The 20,761-nt window shown below is 67.2% G+C and carries 18 protein-coding genes and 1 tRNA gene; 5 read left to right on the top strand and 14 right to left on the bottom strand.

Features of this window, described 5'->3' with window-relative positions:
- Window positions 1-144: 144 nt before the first annotated feature.
- Complete coding sequence (locus FHT98_RS24830) at window positions 145-462, bottom strand: hypothetical protein (RefSeq protein WP_091859616.1); 318 nt, start codon at window positions 460-462, stop codon at window positions 145-147.
- A gap of 300 nt (window positions 463-762) precedes the next feature.
- Here FHT98_RS24830 and FHT98_RS24825 point away from each other — a divergent pair, with 300 nt between their 5' ends.
- Together FHT98_RS24825 and FHT98_RS24820 are read left to right on the top strand one after the other, a co-directional pair.
- Complete coding sequence (locus tag FHT98_RS24825; RefSeq protein WP_061967714.1) at window positions 763-2,202, top strand: DHA2 family efflux MFS transporter permease subunit; 1,440 nt, start codon at window positions 763-765, stop codon at window positions 2,200-2,202.
- Window positions 2,203-2,238: 36 nt separating this feature from the next.
- Window positions 2,239-2,859 carry a hypothetical protein gene (locus FHT98_RS24820; RefSeq protein ID WP_142115626.1) on the top strand — a complete coding sequence of 207 codons (621 nt, stop codon included), beginning with the start codon at window positions 2,239-2,241 and terminating at the stop codon, window positions 2,857-2,859.
- Window positions 2,860-2,893: 34 nt separating this feature from the next.
- On the opposite strand, the gene FHT98_RS24815 is transcribed toward FHT98_RS24820, so the two are convergent.
- Genes FHT98_RS24815 through FHT98_RS24805 form a run of 3 tightly spaced genes read right to left on the bottom strand, consistent with a single transcriptional unit; the run spans window position 2,894 to window position 5,716 of the window.
- The gene (locus FHT98_RS24815; protein WP_142115625.1) at window positions 2,894-3,847 is read right to left on the bottom strand and encodes a phosphotransferase family protein; all 954 of its coding nucleotides are present in this window, start codon (window positions 3,845-3,847) and stop codon (window positions 2,894-2,896) included.
- Window positions 3,844-4,587: an RlmE family RNA methyltransferase gene (locus FHT98_RS24810; RefSeq protein WP_142115624.1), complete on the bottom strand. Its 744-nt coding sequence runs from the start codon at window positions 4,585-4,587 to the stop codon at window positions 3,844-3,846. The genes FHT98_RS24815 and FHT98_RS24810 overlap by 4 nt, the downstream gene beginning before the upstream one ends.
- 10 nt (window positions 4,588-4,597) lie before the next feature.
- Window positions 4,598-5,716 carry a Ppx/GppA phosphatase family protein gene (locus FHT98_RS24805; RefSeq protein ID WP_413813537.1) on the bottom strand — a complete coding sequence of 373 codons (1,119 nt, stop codon included), beginning with the start codon at window positions 5,714-5,716 and terminating at the stop codon, window positions 4,598-4,600.
- A gap of 218 nt (window positions 5,717-5,934) precedes the next feature.
- On the opposite strand from FHT98_RS24805, the gene glpK reads away from it, so the two are divergent.
- A complete protein-coding gene (gene glpK / locus FHT98_RS24800) occupies window positions 5,935-7,437 on the top strand; it encodes a glycerol kinase GlpK (RefSeq protein ID WP_142115623.1) in 1,503 nt (500 codons plus the stop codon).
- Here glpK and FHT98_RS24795 read toward each other — a convergent pair.
- From FHT98_RS24795 to FHT98_RS24775, 5 genes are all read right to left on the bottom strand, one after another.
- On the bottom strand, window positions 7,429-8,595 hold the full coding sequence (locus FHT98_RS24795; RefSeq protein ID WP_142115622.1) for a Gfo/Idh/MocA family protein: 1,167 nt from the start codon (window positions 8,593-8,595) through the stop codon (window positions 7,429-7,431). The genes glpK and FHT98_RS24795 overlap by 9 nt on opposite strands.
- Window positions 8,596-8,659: 64 nt before the next feature.
- Window positions 8,660-9,622 carry a substrate-binding domain-containing protein gene (locus FHT98_RS24790; RefSeq protein ID WP_142115621.1) on the bottom strand — a complete coding sequence of 321 codons (963 nt, stop codon included), beginning with the start codon at window positions 9,620-9,622 and terminating at the stop codon, window positions 8,660-8,662.
- A 25-nt stretch (window positions 9,623-9,647) separates the two neighbouring features.
- The gene (locus FHT98_RS24785) at window positions 9,648-10,661 is read right to left on the bottom strand and encodes an ABC transporter permease (RefSeq protein WP_142115620.1); all 1,014 of its coding nucleotides are present in this window, start codon (window positions 10,659-10,661) and stop codon (window positions 9,648-9,650) included.
- A complete protein-coding gene (locus FHT98_RS24780; protein WP_142115619.1) occupies window positions 10,648-12,156 on the bottom strand; it encodes a sugar ABC transporter ATP-binding protein in 1,509 nt (502 codons plus the stop codon). The genes FHT98_RS24785 and FHT98_RS24780 overlap by 14 nt, the downstream gene beginning before the upstream one ends.
- Entirely contained in the window at window positions 12,153-13,448 is a 1,296-nt protein-coding gene (locus FHT98_RS24775) for an ROK family protein (RefSeq protein ID WP_210244402.1), read from the bottom strand. The genes FHT98_RS24780 and FHT98_RS24775 overlap by 4 nt, the downstream gene beginning before the upstream one ends.
- A gap of 110 nt (window positions 13,449-13,558) precedes the next feature.
- On the opposite strand from FHT98_RS24775, the gene FHT98_RS24770 reads away from it, so the two are divergent.
- Entirely contained in the window at window positions 13,559-14,614 is a 1,056-nt protein-coding gene (locus FHT98_RS24770) for a sugar phosphate isomerase/epimerase family protein (protein WP_142115618.1), read from the top strand.
- Here FHT98_RS24770 and FHT98_RS24765 read toward each other — a convergent pair.
- The 4 genes from FHT98_RS24765 to FHT98_RS24750 all read right to left on the bottom strand — a co-directional run bounded on the left by FHT98_RS24765 (window position 14,611) and on the right by FHT98_RS24750 (window position 19,701).
- Window positions 14,611-14,895 carry a hypothetical protein gene (locus FHT98_RS24765; protein ID WP_142115617.1) on the bottom strand — a complete coding sequence of 95 codons (285 nt, stop codon included), beginning with the start codon at window positions 14,893-14,895 and terminating at the stop codon, window positions 14,611-14,613. The two genes, FHT98_RS24770 and FHT98_RS24765, sit on opposite strands and share 4 nt — an antisense overlap.
- Before the next feature lie 18 nt (window positions 14,896-14,913).
- The gene (locus tag FHT98_RS24760) at window positions 14,914-15,180 is read right to left on the bottom strand and encodes a hypothetical protein (protein WP_091859585.1); all 267 of its coding nucleotides are present in this window, start codon (window positions 15,178-15,180) and stop codon (window positions 14,914-14,916) included.
- Between the two features lie 161 nt (window positions 15,181-15,341).
- Window positions 15,342-18,473 (bottom strand): efflux RND transporter permease subunit, encoded by a 3,132-nt coding sequence (locus FHT98_RS24755; RefSeq protein WP_142115616.1) that lies wholly within the window; start codon window positions 18,471-18,473, stop codon window positions 15,342-15,344.
- A 4-nt stretch (window positions 18,474-18,477) separates the two neighbouring features.
- Complete coding sequence (locus FHT98_RS24750) at window positions 18,478-19,701, bottom strand: efflux RND transporter periplasmic adaptor subunit (RefSeq protein ID WP_061967737.1); 1,224 nt, start codon at window positions 19,699-19,701, stop codon at window positions 18,478-18,480.
- Window positions 19,702-19,808: 107 nt separating this feature from the next.
- On the opposite strand from FHT98_RS24750, the gene FHT98_RS24745 reads away from it, so the two are divergent.
- Window positions 19,809-20,453 carry a TetR/AcrR family transcriptional regulator gene (locus tag FHT98_RS24745; RefSeq protein WP_248309306.1) on the top strand — a complete coding sequence of 215 codons (645 nt, stop codon included), beginning with the start codon at window positions 19,809-19,811 and terminating at the stop codon, window positions 20,451-20,453.
- A gap of 100 nt (window positions 20,454-20,553) precedes the next feature.
- On the opposite strand, the gene FHT98_RS24740 is transcribed toward FHT98_RS24745, so the two are convergent.
- Window positions 20,554-20,627: transfer RNA gene (locus FHT98_RS24740), tRNA-Gln, on the bottom strand.
- Between the last annotated feature and the right edge of the window lie 134 nt (window positions 20,628-20,761).

The raw sequence follows: 20,761 nt of genomic DNA, 5'->3' as shown, positions 1-20,761 counted from the left end.
GGCAGGGCGAAAGGCCCATTGCCGAGTTGACGAGGCCCGTTAGCACGGGCGTGGCGGGGCCGCTAGTGCATCGGGGCGGATTCTTTTGCAGTGCGGAAACGGCGCGAGTGAAAGGCTGCGCCGTTTCCGCCAGCGTCGCCCGGATCAGCGGGCCAGGCGAGCCGCTACGGGATGGACGGGCGCGTCAGGCGCGATGCCGAAGCAGCCGGCCGCGAAGATGGTCCGCCCTGCGGCATTGGCCATCTGCTGGCAGGTTTCCAGCCGCAGGCATTCGTCATAGCGCAGGCCTTCGCCGCCGCTTCCGGGAATCGTCTTGAACTGGCAGCCGTTTTGCCAGCCAGCGGAGGCGGCTGCGGCCGGATTCGGTGCCCAGCTCAAGCCGGCAAGGAGGGCGATGCCGAGAACGGGCAGGCCGGGGGACAGGCGATGGGCGGCGGCGAATACAGGTGAGATGCTGATCATGGCGCTTCTCCGAGGTTGACGGCGCGCGCCCCTCGCGACGGCCCGGTTCCAGCCGGACATCAGGGAGATGGGGCTGCCAAAGGCACCCAAGGAGTGAGGTCAATGCATGGCGGTGTTGTGCTTGCCGCCGAGCCATAATTCTGGCGCATGGCGGAAGCGCGCAGGCAGCAGGCAAATCGGCCGATAAACCGCGATTTCGCTCTCGTCACTCCGTGCACATGGCATTAATAGCCGAGCTTATGATTTCAAACGCGCCTAATTCGGCGGCGCGGATGGCCCGAAATCCTAAGGTCCGACGTCTTGCAGCGCTCCAAACTCCTGCCCCTGATCGTCGCTTGTGCGCTGTTCATGGAGAACACCGATTCGACGGTGATCGCGACCTCGCTGCCGGTGATCGCGAAATCGCTCGGCGAGGACCCGATCGCGCTGAAGCTGGCGCTCACCTCCTATCTCGTCAGCCTCGCCGTCTTCATCCCGATCTCCGGCTGGATGGCGGATCGCTTCGGCGCCCGGACGATCTTCCGCTCGGCGCTCTGTGTGTTCATGCTGGGCTCGCTGCTCTGCGCGGTCTCCAACTCGCTCGGTGCCTTCGTCGGCGCGCGCTTCATCCAGGGCATGGGCGGGGCGATGATGGTGCCGGTCGGGCGCCTCGTCATCCTGCGCAGCGTCAGCAAGTCGGAGATCGTGGGGGCACTCGCCTATCTGACGATTCCGGCTCTGGTCGGGCCTGTCGTCGGGCCGCCGCTCGGCGGCTTCATCACCACCTATTTCGACTGGCGCTGGATCTTTCTCATCAACATCCCGATCGGCCTCGTCGGCCTGGTGCTGGCGAGCTTGTTCTTCGAGGATGTCCGCGAGGAGGACGTTCCGCCCCTCGATATCCGCGGCTTCCTGCTCTCCTCCTTCGGCTTCGCCAGCCTGATGCTCGGGCTCAATACGGGCGGCCGCCATCTGGTGCCGGAGGCGGTATCCTATGCCTGCGTGCTGGGCGGCGCGGCGGCGCTGGCGGCCTACTGGTTCCATGCGCAGCGCGTGCCCTATCCGGTGCTCAACCTGTCGCTGTTCCGGATTCCGACCTTCCGAACCGGCGTGATCGGCGGCTCGGTCTTCCGGACCGGCATCGGGGCCATTCCGTTCCTGCTGCCGCTGATGCTGCAACTCGGCTTCGGGCTTGATGCGCTGCAGTCCGGCCTGATCACCTTCGTCTCGGCGGCCGGCGCGCTGATCATGAAAACGCTGGCGAAGTCCATCCTGACGCGCTTCGGCTTCCGGCGGGTGCTGACCGTCAACGCCGTGATCGGCGCCGCCTTCCTCGCGGCCTCCGGCCTGTTCACGCCGACGACGCCGCACGCGATCATCTTGTCCGTGCTGCTGGTGGGCGGCTGCTTCCGCTCGCTGCAATTCACCGGCATCAACGCGCTGAGCTATGCCGACGTCTCCAACCGCGAGATGTCGAGCGCGACCAGCCTGTCCGGCGTGGCCCAGCAGCTCTCGTTGAGCATCGGCGTCACGATCGGTGCCTTCGCCCTGGAGAGCGCCCATGTCCTGCATGGCGGCACGACGCTTGCAGCCGGGGATTTCTGGCCGGCCTTCCTGATCGTCGGCCTGATCTCCGCGTCGTCGGTGTTCTGGATGATGCAGCTCGCCCCGGATGCCGGCGCCGAGGTTTCCGGCCATGTCCCGGTCAGCGCGCGCAAGGTCACCGCCGAGGCGATCGCGGAGCAGAAGCCGCTCGACTAGCTTGCGAGATTTCCTGTCTTGCCGCAGGGTCAGGGCATGCAAGCAGCGCCCGCTCCCCCGGACGAGACGCGCTACAATCTCTGCGTCGGCAACGGCGCGGCCCGGCTCAAGTTGGCCGAAACCGAACTGACGCTCAGCGCGGACGGCATCGCCTATGAGCTCGACGGTCGATCGGGCTTGCGGCCCTTCGCCAATCTCACGAGCGTGCGCCTGCAGGCAGTCAATGGCGGGCCGCGTTCGCCGTGGGAAGCCCTGGCGGAATTGACCTTCAGCGCCGGCCGGCCGCTCTTCGTCCATTCCAGCAGCCCCTGGGGCGTGGACGATCCGCAGCGCGATACCACCTTCATCGCCTTCATCGAGGATCTGCACCGCCGCCTCGTCGCGGGCGGGCATGGTGCTATCGCGTTCCGGCGCGGCATTCCCGAGGGGCGCCACCATTTCCTGATCGTCGTTACGCTGATCGCCGCCGTGATTTTCGGCGGCGCCGGATTGACGGTTCTTTACACCGGCCTGAGCGGCAGGGCCGGGTTCTTCGAGGTGGCTGGGCCGCTCTTCGGCCTCGGCGGCTTCGGCTTCTGGATCTGGGCTTCCGTGACGCGGAACGCGCCGGGCACATATGATCCGCGCCACTTGCCACGGGATGTCTTCCCGGAGTGACGGCAGGTTCCTGTCCGGCGGCAGCAGGTCGACGTCAGCGCGGCCACATCATCCGGCCGAGCTGCTCCAGAGTCTTCGCCTTCGTCGGCCAGTCGGCGATCGCGATCTTGCCCACCGGATCGCTGGCGCGGTGCAGGAAGGTGAGAATCAGCAGCCGCCGGATCAGCGCATCGTCGATGCGGTCCGGACCGTAACCGTAGCCTGCGAAGAGCGCGCGCACCCGGCCGGGCCGGCCTTCGGTCATGAAGGCGCTGGGACCGAGCAGATCATACTCCCCCAGGCCGGCGAAGACGTCGCCGAAGTCGAACAGGCCGGCGAGATGCCAGCCGTCGCCACCCTCTGCCAGCAGGAAATTCTCGGGGATGTATTCGCCCGTCAGGATAACCGGGTCGATGTCGCGGGGAACGGCGGTCGCCGCCGCCGCCAGAAGCTCGTCGAGCTCTTCGAGATAGCGAGCGGGCAGGCCGAGCCTGATCTGGCGCGCCCGGCAATGCGCGATCTGGCCGCTGATGAAGGCGGGCCAATCAGGGCCGAGCGCGGCGATCGGACCGGGTGGCACAGCCTGAACCGCCGCGATCGTCGCGCCGATCTCGGCCAGGATCCGCTCCTTCGCGGTTTCGGTAAGACCGGGCCAGACGTCCGCGCCGAGCGCGCCGTCGAGCCGCGTCATCGCAAGCCAGGGCCAGCCGTCGCGCTCGCCTTCGGCCACGAGCTCGGGGACCGGCAGCGGCAGCCTGTTCGCCAATTGCCCCAGCGAGGCACGCTCCGCCAGGAACTGCCTCCGCAGCAGGGGCGGGAAGATCTTCAGGATCAGCGTCGGGCCGAGGCCGATGACCAGGTTCGTCCCGGTACCGAAGACGGTGACATCGGCCACGGGCAACCCCGCCGCGCCGGCGATATCGAGCGCCGCAGGCAGCCAGTCATTCGCTTGGCCGCGCCAGTCGTCGAACGCATCGATATCGGCAAAATCCGGCAGGCCGACCGTCATTCGGCTTCGTCGCGCCCGCTATCTTCCGTATTCTTCCGCCGATACCCGGTCGCCAGCACGTAAAGCTCGGAGGAATCGGCGCGGCTCGCCGCCGGCTTGACGTTGCGCACCAGCGTGAAATCACGCTTCAGCATGGTCAGAAGCTCGGCGCTGTCACCGCCTTGGAACAGTTTTGCGAGGAAGAAGCCGCCCGGCGCCAGCACGTCATGCGTGAATTCGATCGCGGCCTCGGCGAGCGCGATGATCTTGAGGTGGTCGGTCTTCTTGTGGCCGGTGGTATTGGCGGCCATGTCGGACATCACGCCGTCGGCACGGCCGCCGAGGCGCTCCGTCAGCAGGGCAGGCGCCTCCTCGGCCATGAAATCCATCTGGATCAGGTCGACGCCGGGAATCGGGTCGACGGCGAGCAGGTCGATGCCGACGATATAGCCCTTGCCCTGTTCCAGCCCGATGCGCTTGGCGGCGATCTGGCACCAGCCGCCCGGCGCGCAGCCGAGGTCGACCAGACGTTGCCCGGATTTCAGGAACTTGTAGCGGTCGTCCATCTCCTCGAGCTTGAAGGCCGCGCGCGAGCGGTAGCCCATCTCCCTGGCCCGCTTGACGTAGGGGTCGTTGAGCTGGCGCTCGAGCCAGAGTTGGGAGGAATGCTTGAGCTTGCCGGCCTTCTTGACCTTGACGCGCATGTCGCGCGCGCCGGCAGGCTTGCCGCCGGTCTTGCCGCCCGATTTTCCGGTGCTCATCGTGTCGAACCTATTTCCGCCGCCACCAGGCGCGGTCCTCATGCATCATGCGCAGCAGGATGCCCTCGCGCAGGCCGCGATCGGCGATGCGGACGCGCTCGCTCGGGAACGCGCGGCGGATCGCCTCGAAGATCGCGCAGCCGGCCAGCACCAGATCGGCGCGCTCGCGGCCGATGCAGGCATTCGCCGCCCGGGCGGCATAGTCCATCTCGATCAGGCGGTCGATCACCGTGAGGATGTCGCGCTGATGCATCCACAGCCCGTCGACCTCGCGCCGGTCATAGCGCGGCAGGTCGAGATGGATGCCGGCGACCGTCGTGACCGTGCCGGAGGTGCCGAGCAGGTGGAAGCTGCGGGCGTCCTTGGCCCCGGCCGCCTTCTTCGCGAAGGGCGCCAGCGCCTGCGCGCAATCCTCGACCATCCGTTCGAACAACTCGCGGCTGACCTCGATGCCGCCATAGCGCTCGGCGACCGTGACGACGCCGATCGGAAGCGAGGCCCATTCGCGGATGCGGGCGGCGGGATCGCGCGCCTCGCTGCGGCCGCCGAGCCAGACGATCTCGGTCGAGCCACCACCGATGTCGAAGACGATGACGCTCTCGGCGGCCGGATCGGTCAGAGCAGCGCAGCCGGAGACGGCGAGCGCGGCTTCCGTGCGCTGGTCGATGACCTCCAGTGCCAGTTCCGCCTCCGCCGCGACGCGGCGGATGAACTCGAGCCCGTTGGTGGCGGCGCGGCAGGCTTCGGTGGTGACGAGCCGGGCGCGGGTGACGCCGCGATTCGCCATCTTGCCGCGGCAAATCTTCAGCGCCTCGACGGCGCGGTCCATCGCGGCATCGGCGAGGCGGCTGCTCGCGGCCAGGCCCTCGCCGAGGCGCACGATGCGGGAGAAGGCATCGACGACGCGGAAGCCGTGCTGCGCCGGCCGGGCGATCAGCAGGCGGCAATTATTGGTGCCGAGATCGAGCGCCGCATAGGTCGCGGATGGTGGACGCGGGGCAGAGGGCTGCTCGAAGCTCCTGAACGGCGTGACAGACGGAACCGCACCGGCCCGCTGCGGATCGGCGTTGCTTCTTTGCGGAGGCGCCACTGACGTGACGTCCCGTTGTTGCCGGTCCTCGACCGCCACCGATCCCAATCCCTCAACCTGTCCTATGCCCTGGAGCACGGACAGGGGCCGCAACACGGCGCGGCCCTGCTTCGTGATCAAGCTAACTACAGGGCAGACGACATGCCAAGCAGAACCTTGCCCGCTGGGAGACTTGCCGGACACCGGACCGCTTGCGCGGGAACCGGCTGATCGGCCAGTCTCCGCCGGCTTGATGCAAGACAGGGCAGGGAACCGACATGGCCGCCAGACATATCCTCGCCATCGACCAGGGCACGACCTCCTCGCGGGCGATCCTGTTCGATGCGTCGCTCGGCGTGGTGGCCAGCGCCCAGCGCGAGTTCCCGCAGCATTTCCCGGCCTCGGGCTGGGTCGAGCACGAGCCGGAGGATATCTGGGAGAGCGTGCTGGCCACGGCACGCGAGGCCCTTGCCAAGGGCGGCGCGAGCGCTTCGGATATCGCTGGCATCGGCATCACCAACCAGCGCGAGACGACGCTGATCTGGGACCGCCGGACGGGCCGGGCCATACACCGCGCCATCGTCTGGCAGGACCGGCGCACGGCGCAGGCCTGCGCGGCGCTCGTCGCTGCCGGTCATGAAGAGCTTGTCGCGGAGCGGACCGGCCTGCGCATCGATCCCTATTTCTCCGCCACCAAGATCGCCTGGCTGCTCGATAACGTTCCGGGAGCCCGGCGCCGTGCGGAAGCGGGCGAGCTCGCCTTCGGCACGGTCGACTGCTTCCTGCTCTGGCGGCTGACCGGCGGGGCCGTGCATGCGACGGACGCCACCAATGCCGCCCGCACCATGCTGTTCGATATCGGCCGCGGCATCTGGGATTCCGACTTGCTCGACCTGTTCGGCATCCCGGCAGCGCTGCTGCCTGAAGTGCGCGACTGCGCCGCGCATTTCGGCGATACCGCGCCGGAGCTTTTCGGGGCGCCGATCGCTGTGCGCGGCATTGCTGGCGACCAGCAGGCGGCGACGATCGGGCAGGCCTGTTTCTCGCCCGGTATGGTGAAATCGACCTACGGCACTGGCTGTTTCGCCCTGCTCAACACGGGCGACACGCCGGTGCGCTCGAAACATCGCCTGCTCAGCACCGTCGCCTACCAACTCGACGGCCAGCGGACCTATGCGCTGGAAGGCTCGATCTTCATCGCCGGCGCGGCCGTGCAATGGCTGCGCGACGGGCTCGGCATCATCGAAAGGGCGAGCGAGACCGGGCCGTTGGCAGAGGCCGCCGATCCCGAGCAGGACGTCTATCTGGTGCCGGCCTTCGTGGGCTTGGGCGCTCCGCATTGGGACGCGCATGCGCGCGGAGCGCTATTCGGACTGACCCGCAATTCCGGGCCGCGCGAGTTTGCGCGCGCCGCGCTGGAAAGCGTCTGCTATCAGACGCTCGACCTTGTCGAGGCGATGCGGGCCGACTGGCCGGACGCCGGCGCGGGCAAGCAGTCGGTGTTGCGGGTCGACGGCGGCATGGTCGCCTCAGACTGGACGATGCAGCGGCTCGCCGACATCCTCGACCTGCCGGTCGACAGGCCGAATGTGCTGGAGACGACGGCGCTCGGCGCGGCCTATCTCGCCGGGCTCGATGCCGGCCTGCTGCCGGAGCCCGATCGATTCGCCGATATGTGGCGGCTGGAACGGCGCTTCTCGCCGGCCATGGCCGCCAGCGAGCGCAAGCGCAAGGTCGCCGGCTGGCGCGACAGCGTCAGGCGGACGTTGAGTTCAACCTGAGAAGGGCAGCCAGCGCCGCTCAGCCGAGGACGCCACGGCGCATTCGATGAAGCGCACGCCGCGCGCGCCGTCGCCGACCTTCGGATAGTCCGCGTCGAGCGGGTCGGCCTTCATGCCGGCCTTGCGGGCGCGGATATCGGCGAAGACGCCGCGATAGATGTTGGCGAAGGCCTCGATGAAGCCTTCGGGGTGGCCAGCCGGAATGCGCCCGGCGCGGCGGGCGGCTTCGCAGAGCCAGGGCGAGGCGCGCGTGAAGATCTCGGTCGGCCCCTCGCGGCGGTGATGGACGAGCCGGTTCGGCTCCTCCTGCCGCCATTCCAGCGTGCCGTTCTCGCCGGAGACGCGCAGGCGCAGATCGTTCTCCAGCCCGGCATTGATCTGCGAGGCGACGAGGACGCCGCGCGCGCCACCCTTGAAGCGCAGCAGCATGCTGGCATCGTCATCGAGCGCACGGCCGGGCACGAGCGCGCCGAGATCGGCGACCAGTTCCTCGATCTGCAGCCCGGTCACAGACGAGACGAGGTTCTCGGCGTGGGAGCCGATATCGCCGAGCGCTCCCGCGATGCCGCTGCGGGCCGGGTCGGTGCGCCAGCTCGCCTGCTTGTTGCCGGTCGCCTCAAGCGCGGTCGCGAGCCAGCCCTGATTGTACTCGACCACGACCTTGCGGATGCGGCCCAGCGCGCCCGAGCGCACCATCTCGCGTGCCTGCCGGATCATCGGATAGCCGGTGTAGTTGTAGGTGACCCCGAAGATGGTGCCCTGGCTGGCGACCGTCTCGACCAGCGTCCCAGCCTGCTGGCTGGTATGGGTCAGTGGCTTGTCGGAGACGACGTGGAAGCCGGCTTCCGCAAAGGCCTGCGCGATCGGGAAATGCGTGTCGGTCGGCGTGACGACGACGACGAGATCGATGCGCTCGGTTGCGGGGCGGGCGAGCTCGGCTTCGAGCAGGGCCTGCCAGCTTGCGTGGTTATGCGCATCGGCGATGCCCAGCGCGCGGCCGGATTCACGGGCGCGCTCGGGCGTCGAGGAAAGGGCGCCCGCAGCCAGCTCCGCCTGCCCGTCGAGCGCGATGGCATGGCGGTGCACGGCGCCGATGAAGGCATCGCGGCCGCCGCCGATCATGGCATAACGCAGCCTTGGCGCGGGTTCGTCGTTCATCGCGTGACCTGATGTTCTTGGAGATGCGGCCGCCGCCAGAGCGGCGGCCGGAGGGTGCTGCCGCTCAGAACGGCGAGTCGGGGTGGTAGAACTCCTTGGCGTTGCTCTTGTCGATCAGCACCGAGGGGATGATCGTGGTCGCTGGCAGCTTCTCGCCTTTCAGGCGAGCTTCCGCCGTCAACTTGATCGATTCATAGATGAATTTCGGGGAGTAGCTGACATTGGCCTGGATGCGCGGATCCTTGCCGTCGAGGATGATCTTGACCATGTCCTTGGCCCCGGCGCCGCCGAAGATCACCTTGATGTCCTTGCGCCCGGCCTGGTCGATGGCGCGGATCGCGCCGAAGGCCATGTCGTCATCGGCCGCCCAGAAGGCGTCGATATCCTTGAAGCGGGTGAGGAAATCCTGCGTGACCTTGTAGGCGTCGTCGCGGTTCCAGTTGGCGTATTTGGCGTCGAGCAGCTTGATGTCGGGATGGCCCTTCAGCACGGCGTTGAAGGCGTCCATGCGCTCGTTGTCGAGCGTGGTCGGGATGCCGCGGAGCGCCACGACATTGCCTTTGCCGCCGAGCGTCTTGGCGATGTACTCGGCCGGAATCCTGCCGAAGGCGGTGTTGTCGCCGGCGACATAGGCATCCTGCGCCGAGGTGTCGGTCAGGCCGCGGTCGACCACCGTCACATAGGCGCCCTTGGCCTTCACATTGGCGACCGGCCGGGTCAGCGCCGCCGATTCGAAGGGGAAGACGACGAGCGCGTTGATCTTGGTGACCGTGCTCAGGTCCTGGAGCTGGTTGGCCTGCTCGACGGCGTTGGCGGCGGTGCGGATGGTGATCTTGAGGTCCTTGTGCTTGGCCTCGAGATCCTTCTTCGCCTGGTTCGCCCAGTAGTTGATCCCGCCCATGAAGCTGTGCGTCGCGGCGGGAATGGAAACGCCGAGATTGACGGGCTCGGCTGCCGCGCTCGTCGCGGCGAAGGCGAGGCCCGCGGCGGTGGCGAGCATGAGGCTGCGTCTGGTCTGCGTGGACATCGCTTCTCTCCCTGGTTGACCGCCTTCAGCGGCGGCCTTTCTGCAAAAACGCGACGGTGATGATGACGAAGCCCTGCACGGCGGCGTTGAGATAAACGCTGATCAGGCTCGTCAGGTTGAGGATGTTGCTGATCACCGACAGCAGGATCGCGCCAATGACCGTGCCGGTGATGCTGCCATGGCCGCCCTTGAGCGCCGCGCCGCCGACGATGACCGCGGCGATGGCCTCAAGCTCCCAGAGCAGGCCGGTCGTCGGCGAGGCCGAGCCCAGGCGCGGCACATAGAGCAGCGTGGCGACGCCGACGCAGAGGCCAAGCAGCATGTAGGTGAGGATCTTGACGCGCTCGACATCGACGGCTGCGTAGCGGGCCACGGTCTCGTTCGAGCCGATCGCCTGGACATGCCGGCCGAAGATCGTGCGGTTCAGGATGAGCGCACCGAGCAGCGCGACCAGCAGGAAGACCCAGACCGGGATCGGCACGCCGAGGAAGCTGCCATAATAGACCGGCGCGTAGAGATCGGCCAAAGCGTTGTCGAGTGTCAGCGCGCCGCCATCGGCGAAATAGGTGAGGTATGCCCGGTAGATGCCGAGCGTTCCTAAGGTGACGATGAAGGGTTCGATCCGCCCCTTTGCGATCAGGATGCCGTGCAGCAGCCCGAAGATGCCGCCGAGCACGACTGCAAGCGCAGCCCCACCGATCACCGCCATCAGCGGTGAGCCGAAGGCACCGGCCGCCCAATTGATGAAGAGGATGACGCAGCCGGCGATCAGCGCCGCCATCGAGCCGACCGAGAGGTCGATGCCGCCGAGGATGATGACGAAGCACATGCCGACCGCGATGATGCCGATGAAGGCGGTGCGGGTGAGCACGTTCAGCGCGTTGTCGAGCGTGGCGAAATCGCTGTTCAACGTGGCGCCAGCCGCACAGAGCAGCACGAGGCCGATGATCGGCCCGAAAGCGGCGATGCGGTCGCCGAGCGGGACGGTCGCCTCGCGGGCGCGGGCCTCGGCTCGCTCTGCGGTGTCAGGCTGCGACATGGCGGGTCCCTGTGGCATGGGCGATCATCGTCGCTTCGGTCATCTCGTCGCCCTCGACCGTTGCGACCAGCCGGCCCTCGCGCATCACCGCGACGCGATGGGCGAGGCCGATCAGTTCGATCAGCTCCGAGGAGATGACGATGAGGGCAAGGCCCTGGGCCGCGAGCTTCTGGATCAGGAAATAGATCTCGCGCTTGGCGCCGACATCGACGCCGCGCGTCGGCTCGTCGAGGATCAGTACGCGCGGTTCGGGATGCAGCACCTTGGCGAGCGCCAGCTTCTGCTGGTTGCCGCCCGAGAGCGAGGCGGCCTTCATGCCGAGCGAACCGGCGCGGATGCCGAATTCGCCGATGGCGGCTTCCAGCGCTCGCTGTTCGGCCTCGTGGTCGAGCAGTGGTTTCGCGTAGCGTTCCAGCGCCATCAGCGTGAGGTTGGGCCGCAACGGGAAGTCGATATGCAGGCCCTTGCCCTTGCGGTCTTCGCTCAGATAGGCGAGCCCGTGACGGGTGGCGTCGCGCGGCGAACGGAGCTGGATCAGCTTGCCGTCGCGCCTGATCGTGCCGCTGCCCGGCCTCAGACCGAGTATGCCTTCGAACAGCTCCGTGCGCCCGGCGCCGACCAGACCGGCAAAGCCGAGGATTTCGCCCGGCCGCACGGTAAACGAGATGTCGCTGGCCCAGCCCGGCACAGAAAAATTCTCGACCGCCAGAGCCGGCGGCAGCGCGGAATCGGCCGCGATCTTCTCGGGAAAGAGATCGGCGATCTCGCGCCCGACCATCATCGTCGCCATGGCGTGGCGGGTGAGCGAGGCGGTCGGGGCGCGGCCGACGAAGCGGCCGTCGCGCATGACGATGACCTCGTCGGTGATGCGTTCGACCTCGTCGAGCTTGTGCGAGATGTAGATGACGGTGATGCCCTCGGCCCGCATCCGCTCGATCAAGGCGAAGAGCTTTCCGGCCTCCGACGGCGTCAGCGTGGCGGTCGGTTCGTCCATGATCAGCAGGCGGGCTTTGCGCGACAAAGCCTTGGCGATCTCGACGAGCTGCTTCTCGGCGACGATCAGGCGCCGCACCGGCGTATCGGGGGCTCGCGCCAGCCCGACCTGATCAAGGGCGGCCTGTGCCCCGCTGCGCATCGCTTCTTCGTCGAGCAGCCAGCCCTTGCGGCGCTCATGCCCAAGGAAGATGTTGCCGGCGATCGTCAGGTCATCGGCCAGGTTAAATTCCTGATGGATCAGGACGATGCCTTTCGCCTCGGCTTCGCGCGAACCGGCGAAGGCTGCTGGCTCGCCGTCGATCAGGACGAGCCCCTCGCTCGGCTGCTCGTAGCCGGCGAGGATCTTCATCAGTGTCGACTTGCCGGCGCCGTTCTCGCCGAGCAGCCCGTAGACCTTGCCAGGCTCGAGATCGAAGGAGACGCCATGCAGCACCTCGACCGGGCCGAAACGCTTGACGATGCCGTCGAAACCGACAGCGAGGCCTGCGGTAGCGCTCATGCCGGGCCTCCCGCACGGAGCGCCTCGCGCATAGCGAGCACGCCGGCGCCGATCAGCCCGGTCTCAGGGCCGAGCGGGGCGGAGGTGATCTCGAGATGGCGCGTCGAAAGGGCGAGCGAGCGCTGGTTCACGCTCTGGCGGATCGCGGCGAGGAACATCGGGCCGATCGCCGAGACGCCGCCGCCGATGAAGATATGCGACGGGTTGTAGAAATTGACGAGCGCGGCCAGCACCTGGCCGATCAGACGGCCGGAGCGGCGCACGATCGCGTCGGCCTCGGCATCGCCGGCCCGGCTGGCGGCGCCGATATCGGCCGCTTCGAGCTGGCCTTTCGTGACGAGGCGGTCTGCCAAAGCGGGGCTGCGGCCGGCTTGGGCTGCTTCCAGTCCCATCGCGACGATGGCGGGTGCGGCGGCCATGGCCTCGACGCAGCCGCGATTGCCGCAGCGGCAGAGCGGGCCTTCGGGATCGGCGCAGATATGGCCGATATCGCCGGCCGAGCCGTTCGAGCCGCGATAGAGCTCGCCATGGCAGACGATGCCGCAGCCGATACCGGTGCCGACCTTGATGACGAGGAAGTTCTCGATCTGCTTGCGCTGGCGCCAGAGCACGCCGAGCGCCATCAGGTTCACGTCGTTGTCGACGAAGATCGGCGCGTCGGTGATCTCGCGCAGGTCCTCGCGGATGGCGTAGCTGTCCCAGCCCGGCATCAGCGGCGGATTGACGAGCTGGCCGGCGGCGAAATTGACCGGGCCGGGCACGCCGATGCCGACGGCGAGCACGCGATCCGGCGCGATGCTATTCTGGGCGAGCATCGCCGGCAGGAGGGTGCGCAGGCGGGCCATGATCGGGCCGGGGCCGGCCTGGACATCGGCTTCCTGCGCGTGGCGGGCGATGATGCCGAGATCGGGGCGGAGCAGCGCGATATCGAGGCTGGTCGCGCCGATGTCGATGCCGACGAGCACGCCGATGCGGCGATGGACGCAGAGGGTCTCGGGCCGCCGGCCGCCGGTGGAATGCTGCACGCCGGCCTCGTCGAGCAGGCCTTCCTCGATCAGCCCGGCGGCGATCGCATTGGTCTTGCTGCGCGAGAACTGCAGGCTGTCGGCGAGCGCATGGCGGGCGGCGCCCCCGGACCAGAAGGTGGCCTCGAGCAGCGCGAGCTCATCCGGGCTCAGCCTGTGCCAGGGCAGGGCGATCGCAGCCTCCTGTCGTTTCCCGCTCGGCCTTGTGGTGGCCGTTGCGATGCAGGCTATGGGATGGTCTCGAAACAGCTCAAGACCGAACTTCAACCTAATTCAGGCGGAAGTTAAATTGAAGGTGAGACGGAGATCGCGCGAGCGTGATCTGGACGTGCGGTCGATCCTTGGCGAAGCTGCGCCCAATGATGAAGGAGCAGACGATGCCGGCGACGATGCAGGGCCCCGCGATCTTTCTTGCCCAGTTCGCCGGCGACAAGGCGCCGTTCGACAGCTGGACCGGCATCACGGCCTGGGCCGCCGGGCTCGGCTATCGCGGCGTGCAATTGCCCAGCGGCGACAAGCGGTTCTTCGATCTGGAGAAGGCGGCTGCGTCTCAGGACTATTGCGACGAGATCGCCGGTGTGGCGCGCGAGAACGGCGTCGCGATCACCGAGCTTTCGACGCATATCCAGGGCCAACTCGTCGCGGTTCATCCAGCCTATGACGCCGCCTTCGACGTCTTCGCGCCCGTGGAACTGCGCGGCAAGCCGAAGGAGAGGCAGGCCTGGGCGGTGGAGCAGATGAAGCTCGCGGCGAAAGCCTCGCGCCGGCTCGGGCAGTCCGGCTCTGTCAGCTTCACCGGCGCGCTCGCCTGGCCCTTCCTCTATCCCTGGCCGCAGCGCCCGGCGGGGCTCGTCGAGGAAGCCTTCGGCGAATTGGCGCGGCGCTGGCGGCCCATCCTCGATGCCTATGAGGAGCAGGGCGTGGATGTCGGCTTCGAGATCCATCCCGGCGAGGACGTCTTCGACGGCGCCACCTTCGAACTCTTCCTCGACCGGCTCGGCGGGCACAAGCGCTGCCGGATCAATTACGATCCCTCGCATTTCCTGCTGCAGCAGCTCGATTATCTCGCCTTCATCGACATCTACCACGAGCGCATCAGCGCCTTCCATGTGAAGGATGCGGAGTTCCGGCCGGATGGCCGGCAGGGTGTCTATTCCGGCTTCTCGCCCTGGATCGGCCGGGCCGGGCGCTTCCGCTCGCTCGGCGACGGGCAGGTCGATTTCAAGGCGATCTTCTCCAAGCTCGCGCAATACAGCTTCGAGGGCTGGGCCGTGCTCGAATGGGAGTGCGCGCTGAAGCATCCCGAGGACGGCGCGCGCGAGGGCGCCCGCTTCATCGCCGAGCATATCATCCGCGTGACGGAGACCGCCTTCGACGATTTCGCCGGCGGCGGCGATCCGGGGCTGGCGCGGCGGATGCTAGGGCTGAGCTAGGACAGGCGCCGGTCGAGCGTCTCGGCGATCCGCTCGGCGAGCGCGGCATGGTCCGCCAGCAGGTCCTGCAATGGGCCGATCGGGCGGAAGGCGCGGGAATCCTGCGCCTCCTCGCCCTCGCTCTCCCAGGTCTCGATCGCTTCGTCGGCGGCCGTCAGCCAGGCTTCCAGCGACGCGCCTTCGACAGGTGCGCCAGCTTCCAGAGCAAGGCGCTCCGCGATCCGGAGGCGCAGCGCGTCGCGGGCGGTCCGGAGCGCATCGAGTTCGTCGGTATAGCGCATGGTGAGGCGGCGCCCCGTTCAGTGCACGGTGGCGAGGTCGTCGTCGTCGGGATTGATCAGCCGGTCGAGGCCGAGCTGCTCGACACCATCGGTGAACTCGGCGAAGGCGTCGGCATCGGTGGCGAAAGCGTCCTGCCAGACGGTCGAACCGCCATCTTCGTCGATGAGTTCGAGGGTCCAGCCGTCGGTGCCCTCGATCTTGTAGATTTCCACCCGCACGGTCAGGCCGTCATGGGTGAAGGACTGCGACAGAGGCGAGCGAATGATGTGGGGGAATTCAGTCATCGCGTCAGTCTAGAGCATTTTCGAGCGAAGTGGACACCGGTTCGCGTGAAGAAAATGCGGCAGGATAGAGAGCTGGAGGTATTCCGCGATTCGGAGAATTGCGGAATGCCTTCAGCAGCTTCCTCGGAAGGGCGCAGCCGTTGCCGGCCGCGCCCGGTCATTCATTCGGCGGTGGTCACTGCCGCGGGCTCCGTGCGGCGCCAGCGCCGGACAAGGCGCACGACGCCGACATAGAGCAGCGGCACGAAGAACACGCCAAGGACGGTCGCGGCGATCATGCCGCCCATCACGCCGATGCCGATCGCGTTCTGGCTGCCCGAGCCAGCGCCCGTGGCGACTGCCAAAGGCGTCACGCCGAGCACGAAGGCGAGCGAGGTCATCAGGATCGGCCGCAGGCGCTGGCGGGCCGCCTCCAGCGTCGCCTCGACGAGGCCCTTGCCCTTGGCTTCCTGTTCGATCGCGAACTCGACGATGAGGATCGCGTTCTTGGCTGCCAGGCCGATCGTCGTCAGCAGGCCGACCTTGAAATAGACGTCGTTGGTCTGGCCGAAGAGCGTCGCCGCGAGCAGGGCACCGAAGATGCCGATCGGGACCGACAGCATGACGGCGAAGGGAACCGACCAGCTTTCGTAGAGCGCGGCGAGGCAGAGGAACACGACCAGCATCGAGAGGGCGTAGAGCGCCACGGCCTGGCTGCCCGAAAGGCGTTCCTGGAAGGACAGCCCGGTCCATTCATGGCTGAAGCCGTTCGGCAGTTGCGTCATCAGGCGGTCGATCTCGTCCATCGCCGCGCCGGAGCTGACGCCAGCTGCGGCGGCGCCCTGCATCTGGACGGCGGCGGAGCCGTTATAGCGCTCCAGCCGTGGCGAGCCGTAGTCCCAGCGCCCGCTGGAGAAGGCCGAGAACGGCACCATCTCGCCGCCCTGGTTGCGCACATACCACCGCCCGATATCGCCGGGCTGCATGCGGAAGGGGGCATCCGCCTGGACATAGACCGACTTCACCCGGCCACGGTCGATGAAGTCGTTGACATAGGCCGAGCCCCAGGCCGTCGACAGGGTGTTGTTGATGGCGGCGAGCGGCAGGGTCAGCGCGCTCGCCTTCTCCTGGTCGATCTCGACCGCGTATTGCGGCGTATCCTCCTGCCCGTTCGGGCGAGTGCCGGTGAGCTGCTTGCTCTGCGCCGCGAGGCCGAGCAACTGGTTGCGGACCTCCATCAGGCGGGAATGGCCGGCGCCGGCGATATCTTGCAGGTAGAAATCGAAGCCTGCGGTGTTGCCGAAGCCCTGGATCGCCGGCGGAGCCAGTGCGTAGACCGTGCCGTCCTTGATCGAGCGGAACGCACCCATGGCGCGGCCGGCTATGGCCTGGGCCGTCGCCTGCTTGCCGACGCGCTCGGCGAAGGGTTTCAGGCGCACGAAGGCGAGGCCGACATTCTGGCCCTGGCCGCCGAAGCCGAAGCCCGCGACGGTGAGCACGCCCTCGACGAGGTCCTTCTCCTTTTCGAGATAATGCTTCTGGACCTCGTCGAGCACGCGCAGCGTCCGGTCCTGCGTGGCGCCGACGGGCAACTGCACGCTGGTCAGCAGGATGCCCTGGTCCTCGTCGGGCAGGAAGGAGGAGGGCATGCGGGCGAAGAGCCAGACCATGCCGCCGGTGATCACCAGGAAGAGGAGCAGGAAGCGCAGCGGCCGCCCGATCATCCCGGCGACGCCGGAGCGGTAGCCGTTGGTGGTGCGCTCGAAATTGCGATTGAACCAGCCGAAGAAGCCCTTGCGCGGGCCATGATCGCCGACCGGCTTGAGCAGGGTGGCGCACAGCGCAGGCGTCAGCACCAGAGCGACGACGACCGAGAGCGCCATCGCGGTCACGATCGTCACCGAGAACTGCCGGTAGATCACGCCGACCGAACCGCCGAAGAAGGCCATCGGCACGAACACGGCCGAGAGCACGGTGGCGATGCCGACCAGCGCACCGGTGATCTCGCCCATCGACTTGATCGTCGCTTCCTTGGGCGAGAGCTTCTCCTCCTGCATCACGCGCTCGACATTCTCGACCACGACGATGGCGTCGTCGACGAGCAGGCCGATGGCGAGCACCATCGCGAACATCGTCAGCGTGTTGATCGAATAGCCGGCGAGCGCCAGCACGCCGAAGGTGCCGAGCAGCACGACCGGCACCGCCAGCATCGGGATGAAGGTCGCGCGCAGGTTCTGCAGGAAGACGTACATCACGATGAAGACGAGGATGATCGCCTCGAACAGCGTGTGCACGACCTTCTCGATCGAGAGCGTCACGAAGGGCGTGGTGTCGTAGGGGTAGGTGACCTCGACGCCTTCCGGCAGGGTCTGCTTCAGGCGCTCGATCGTCGCGGTCACCGCCTTGGCGGTGTCGATCGCATTGGCGCCGGTCGCGAGGCTGATGGCGAGGCCGGTCGTCGGCTGGCCGTTATAGCGCGAGACGGTGTCGTAGCTCTTGGCGCCGAGCTCGACGCGGGCGACGTCGTTCAGCCGGACAATCGAGCCGGAAGCGCCGCTCTTGAGGATGATGTTCTCGAATTGCGAGACCGTCTGGAGCCGCGACAGTGCGGTCACGGTAGCGTTGAGCTGCTGGCCGCTGACCTGGGGCAGGCCGCCGAGCTGGCCGGCCGACACTTGCGTGTTCTGCGCCTCGATTGCCGCGGCGATGTCGGCGGGCATCAGCGCGTATTTGCGCAGCTTGTCCGGGTCGAGCCAGATGCGCATGGCGTAGCCGGCGCCGAAAAGCTGGGTCGTGCCGACGCCCTCGACGCGCTTCAGCGTGTCGTTGAGGGTCGAGTCGACATAGTCGGCGAGATCCGTCGTCGACATCCGCCCGTCCTTCGAGACGAAGGCGACGACCATCAGGAAGCCGGTGGAGGCCTTGGCGACCGAGATGCCGGTGCTCTGCACCACCGAGGGCAATTGCCGGGTGACGAGCTGCAGCTTGTTCTGCACCTGCATCTGCGCGACGTCGGGATCGGCCTGGCTGTTGAAGGTCAGGGTGATCTGGGCGTTGCCGGTCGAGGTCGACGTCGCCGTCATGTATTGCAGGTTGTCGAGGCCGGTCATGCCCTGCTCGATGACCTTGGTCACCGAGTTCTCGACGGTCTGCGCGTCGGCGCCGGGATAGTTGGCGCTGATCTGGACGGTCGTCGGCGCGATCTGCGGATATTGCGAGATCGGCAGGGTACGCAGGGCGAGCAGGCCCGCCAGCATGATGACGATGGCGACGACCCAGGCGAAGATCGGCCGTTCAATGAAGAAGCGCGACATGGGGTCAGTTCTTCGCCGTGTTGCCGGCCGGCAGTTCGGCCCGGCGATTGGCTGATTTGAGCTCGCCGGTGGCCTCGTCGACGCTGACCTCGTTCGCCGTCACGGTCTGCCCCGGCCGCACGAGCTGGCCGCCCTCGACGATGATGCGTTCGCCGTCCTTGACGCCGCTGTCGACCAGCCAGTTGTTGCCGATATTGCGGCGGGTCACCAGCACGCGTTCCTCGACCTTGCCTTCGGCCGAGACGAATTTCGCGGTCGCCTCGCCCTTGGTGTTGCGCCCGACGGCGCGCTGCGGCAGCAGGAAATTGTTCTCGGCGATACCTTCCTGGATTTCCGCCCGCACGAACATGCCGGGCAGCAGCAGCCGCTCCGGATTGGGGAACTCGGCGCGGACGCTGAAGGTGCCGGTGGTCTCGTTGATGTTCGCCTCGGCGAATTCGAGCTTGCCGGATTGCGCATAGGCGTCGCCGGTATCGAGCTTGAGTTTCACCGCGACATTCGGGCCGGTGAATTTCAAGCGTCCCGAGGCGATGTCGCTGCGGAATTTCAGCAGGTTGGTGCTCGACTGGGTGACGTCGACATTGATCGGGTCGAGCTTGCGGATCGTGGTCAACACCGCCGCCTGGTTGGCGGTGACCAGCGCGCCCTGGGTCAGTGCCGACTTGTCGATGCGCCCGTCGATCGGCGCCGTCACCTTGGTATAGGCGAGGTTGATCCGGGCGGCCTCGACATTGGCTTTGGCGGCCGCGACATCGGCCTGGGCCTGGCCTAGCGTCGCCGCGGCGTCGTCGGCGTCCTGCTTGCTGCCGGCGTTGCGCTGGAGCAATTCGCGATAGCGATCGGCCCGCACCTGCGCATTGGCGACGGCGGCCTCGGCCTTGTGCTGGGCGGCGACGGCGCTGTCGAGAGCGGCCTGATAGGGGGAGGGGTCGATCTCGTAGAGCACGTCGCCGGTCTTGACCTCGCTGCCCTCGCGGAAAAGCCGCGACTTGATGATGCCGTTCACCTGCGGCCGGATCTCGGCGATCAGGCTGGCGGAGACGCGACCGGGCAGCTCGGCCGTGATCGCCACGGGCTGCGGATGCAATGTGACGACGCTGACCTGGATCTGCGGTTGCGGCGGGGGTGCCGCCGCCTTCTCGGAATTGCAGGCGGCCAGCACCGCTGCGAGGAGCAGCGCGCTCGGTAAGGCGTGGCGGGAAGAGGAAGAAGCGCGCTCGGCCGGCATGCGGGATCTCTTTTTGGAAACTGAAGGGTTTCTTATCTCTTGATTTCCGCCGCTGTCAAACCCAAGAATGCGGCTTGATGACGGACATGATCGAGACAAGCTGCGAAATGAGCGAAAAATCCGCGTCGACCCGGGCGCGCGGACGCCCGAAGACGCGTTCCGACGAGGCCGAGCGGCAGCGAATCGTGCAATCCGCCCGCGACCTGTTCCTCGATGCCGGCTATGGCGCCACGACGATGGATGCGGTTGCGGCACGCTGCGGCGTCTCGAAGCGGACGCTCTACCGGCTGTTTCCGGCCAAGACCGACCTCTTCCGCGTGATGGTGGCCGATCACCGGCGCTCGATGCTGGCGCTGCCGCGCGATCCCGACGAGGACCTGCCGCTGCCGGATGCGCTGGCTGCGATCTTCCGGCTCGATATCGACGAGATCGACAATCGCGAGCGGCTGGCCTTCGTCAGGCTCGTCCTTGCCGATTCCGACCGTTTCAGCGAGATCGGGGAGATGATCGTGCAGGAGGGCTCCGAACCGGCCCTGCGGCTTCTGGAGGACTGGCTCGCGGGTCAGCAGGCGAAGGGCAGGCTTCGCGCCTTTCCGGCCGATGCGCTGGCCCGGATGCTGATGGACATGATCTTCTCCGTGCTGATCAAGCGCTTTCCCGGCGACCGGCTGCTGACGGTCGAGGAGCGCGCCCGTCACGCACGGCTTTGCCTCGACGTGTTCCTGGAGGGCGCCGCGGCGACGGTTTCATGACCGGAAGGGAAGCGCCCTACGAACGGTGATCGAGGCACGCCGAAACGCGCCTGTTGACCCGCTTGCAAATGGTGATTTCGGCTTGGCCGAGCCACGCGAGTGGCTGGGGGACTAGGATTCGAACCTAGACAACCAGAGTCAGAGTCTGGGGTCCTACCGTTAGACGATCCCCCAACGACAGGGCGCTTTGGGCCGCGCCGCGTTGGTGAGCCGGGGTCTAATCAATGCGATCCGGCTTGGCAAGAGCAGAATTCATCGTCTCTGCGAAACGATCACCGGAAAAGGGCTTCACGTGTCCGCCTCGGGAG

Source organism: Allobosea sp. AK1 (genome assembly GCF_006714945.1).
Classification (GTDB): domain Bacteria; phylum Pseudomonadota; class Alphaproteobacteria; order Rhizobiales; family Beijerinckiaceae; genus Allobosea; species Allobosea robiniae.
The sequence above is the reverse complement of the archived record's forward strand: the minus strand, read 5'-3'. Positions and strand labels throughout refer to the sequence as shown.

What these genes read in the sequence shown, in the direction of transcription:
- FHT98_RS24750 (WP_061967737.1), bottom strand. Translation starts at nt 19,701, where the DNA reads ATGCCGGCCGAGCGCGCTTCTTCCTCTTCCCGCCACGCCTTACCGAGC.
- FHT98_RS24765 (WP_142115617.1), bottom strand. Translation starts at nt 14,895, where the DNA reads ATGCGCTATACCGACGAACTCGATGCGCTCCGGACCGCCCGCGACGCG.
- FHT98_RS24790 (WP_142115621.1), bottom strand. Translation starts at nt 9,622, where the DNA reads ATGTCCACGCAGACCAGACGCAGCCTCATGCTCGCCACCGCCGCGGGC.
- FHT98_RS24795 (WP_142115622.1), bottom strand. Translation starts at nt 8,595, where the DNA reads ATGAACGACGAACCCGCGCCAAGGCTGCGTTATGCCATGATCGGCGGC.
- FHT98_RS24810 (WP_142115624.1), bottom strand. Translation starts at nt 4,587, where the DNA reads ATGAGCACCGGAAAATCGGGCGGCAAGACCGGCGGCAAGCCTGCCGGC.
- FHT98_RS24745 (WP_248309306.1), top strand. Translation starts at nt 19,809, where the DNA reads ATGAGCGAAAAATCCGCGTCGACCCGGGCGCGCGGACGCCCGAAGACG.
- FHT98_RS24820 (WP_142115626.1), top strand. Translation starts at nt 2,239, where the DNA reads ATGCAAGCAGCGCCCGCTCCCCCGGACGAGACGCGCTACAATCTCTGC.
- FHT98_RS24755 (WP_142115616.1), bottom strand. Translation starts at nt 18,473, where the DNA reads ATGTCGCGCTTCTTCATTGAACGGCCGATCTTCGCCTGGGTCGTCGCC.
- FHT98_RS24770 (WP_142115618.1), top strand. Translation starts at nt 13,559, where the DNA reads ATGCCGGCGACGATGCAGGGCCCCGCGATCTTTCTTGCCCAGTTCGCC.
- FHT98_RS24780 (WP_142115619.1), bottom strand. Translation starts at nt 12,156, where the DNA reads ATGAGCGCTACCGCAGGCCTCGCTGTCGGTTTCGACGGCATCGTCAAG.
- FHT98_RS24815 (WP_142115625.1), bottom strand. Translation starts at nt 3,847, where the DNA reads ATGACGGTCGGCCTGCCGGATTTTGCCGATATCGATGCGTTCGACGAC.
- glpK (WP_142115623.1), top strand. Translation starts at nt 5,935, where the DNA reads ATGGCCGCCAGACATATCCTCGCCATCGACCAGGGCACGACCTCCTCG.
- FHT98_RS24830 (WP_091859616.1), bottom strand. Translation starts at nt 462, where the DNA reads ATGATCAGCATCTCACCTGTATTCGCCGCCGCCCATCGCCTGTCCCCC.
- FHT98_RS24785 (WP_142115620.1), bottom strand. Translation starts at nt 10,661, where the DNA reads ATGTCGCAGCCTGACACCGCAGAGCGAGCCGAGGCCCGCGCCCGCGAG.
- FHT98_RS24760 (WP_091859585.1), bottom strand. Translation starts at nt 15,180, where the DNA reads ATGACTGAATTCCCCCACATCATTCGCTCGCCTCTGTCGCAGTCCTTC.